This window comes from Streptomyces sp. NPDC059909 (assembly GCF_042730885.1).
In the GTDB taxonomy this organism is placed as follows: Bacteria; Actinomycetota; Actinomycetes; order Streptomycetales; family Streptomycetaceae; genus Streptomyces.
On record NZ_JBHWKX010000217.1, the window covers coordinates 1 to 1,561 of the forward strand.

Annotated in this window: 1 protein-coding gene; it reads right to left on the minus strand. The window is 70.0% G+C overall.

Features of this window, described 5'->3' with window-relative positions:
• Positions 1-8 precede the first annotated feature (8 nt).
• Positions 9-1,454 (minus strand): NF041680 family putative transposase, encoded by a 1,446-nt coding sequence (locus ACFV9O_RS40330; RefSeq protein WP_385428052.1) that lies wholly within the window; start codon positions 1,452-1,454, stop codon positions 9-11.
• Positions 1,455-1,561: the final 107 nt, after the last annotated feature.

Genomic DNA, 1,561 nt, shown 5'->3' on the forward strand with positions numbered 1-1,561 from the left:
CTTGGCGTTTATCCTCGGCGGGCTTCGTGCTCCTTGATGGTCTCGGCGCGTTTGACGGTCTTGCCGACGTCGTGGCGCTTGGCGCGGTGCCTGTTCTTCGAACCGGGTGGTCGTCCCGGACCGGGGCGGGATGGTTTCGGTGCGGCTGCCGGGCAGGCCGTGGTCGGTCGGAGGTTGCGAAACCCGCGGCGGACGCGGGCGGGGGTGAGGCGGCGGGGTTCAGTGCGGCGTTCCCAGGGGCGGCGGAGGTCTTCGGCGAGGGGTCGGGCGAGGCGGAGCTGGGTGTGGGCGGCGATGACGAGCCAGGTCCACAGGTCGGCGGTGTCGGCGTGGCGGACCTGAGGCGCGGTCCACCCGAGTGTCTGCTTCATCAGCCGGAAAGTGTGCTCAAGATCGAATCTGCGCAGGAAGGACTGCCACCACAGGTCCACCCGAGCGCTGGTGGCGGCGGTGGCGGAGCACCACAGCCAGACCGGTTTCGGGTCACGGTCGCCCGGCAGGCGCTCGACCTTGAGACGGATCAACGTGCCGTGCAGGATGGGCAGTTCCTCTTTGGCGTGGTCCAGCCAGGGGCCGCGGTGGGTGAGCCTTGGGTGCATCCGGTCCCAGGCGATCGCCTCGGCCTTGCCGTAGCGGGTGGTGTCCGTGACCGTGGTGACGTCGGGCTCGTGCCAGCTGTCGGGCTTGGCAAAGGTGAGGACGCCGCCGTGCCGGCGGGGCCGCCCGCCCTTCGGGCCGGAACGGGGCGGGCCCGGGTCGCGGAGCATGACGCGGTCCGAGCGCAGGCGCCCGACCAGCACGGCCGGCAGATCCGCCAGGGCGTGGGAGAGGTAGGCGACGTCGTAGCCGGAGTCCATCACGATCAGGATCTCCGGATCGCCCGGCTGCCAGTGCCCGGTCTGCGTCAACCGGTTGACGACATCGCGTAGTTGGGCGGCGGTGACAGCGGTCGCGTCGTCGGCGGGGCCCAGGCGCACGGCGTCCAGCAGCGCGACCCAGGAGGTGCGGCCGGTCTCCAGCGCGCCGACAAAAGAGTACGGCCACCCGGGAACCAGCTGATCCGTCTTGCGGTCACCGCGTCCATAGACGTGGCAGAACAGCCGGTCGTCGCTGGTGGGGGCGTCCGGGCGCAACCAGTTGGACACGTCTACGGCGAGCACGATGCGCCCGTCGGCCGCCCTTGGCAGCGGCAGGCCGGCCAGGGTCCGACGCAACCGCGTCGGCTCCGTCCAGCCTCGGTCCAAGGCTGCGTACAGGGCGCCGTGCCCACGCCGATGCTCGACCGCCAGCGACAGCTCGACCAGCGTTTTCACCGGCCCGTCCGCGCACAGCACCGCGTCGGTGAGCTCGAAGAGCGCATCCGCGCGAGCGTAGAGGCATTCGTAGAACTCGACCCGAAAGCGGGACAACACGTCCAACGCCTCGCCTGCGGGCGCATCGACAGACAGACTCATACACAGCGGCCGTTCTCTTGTACTTCGTGACTCGACATCTCGAAGCGTGGAGAACGGCCGCCACCGCTGTCTCGGAAAGAACCGCAGATCAGCAGGTCGGGTGACCG

Bases quoted from the DNA above. Each gene is read 5' to 3' on its own strand.
- ACFV9O_RS40330 (WP_385428052.1), bottom strand. From the start codon at position 1,454: ATGAGTCTGTCTGTCGATGCGCCCGCAGGCGAGGCGTTGGACGTGTTG.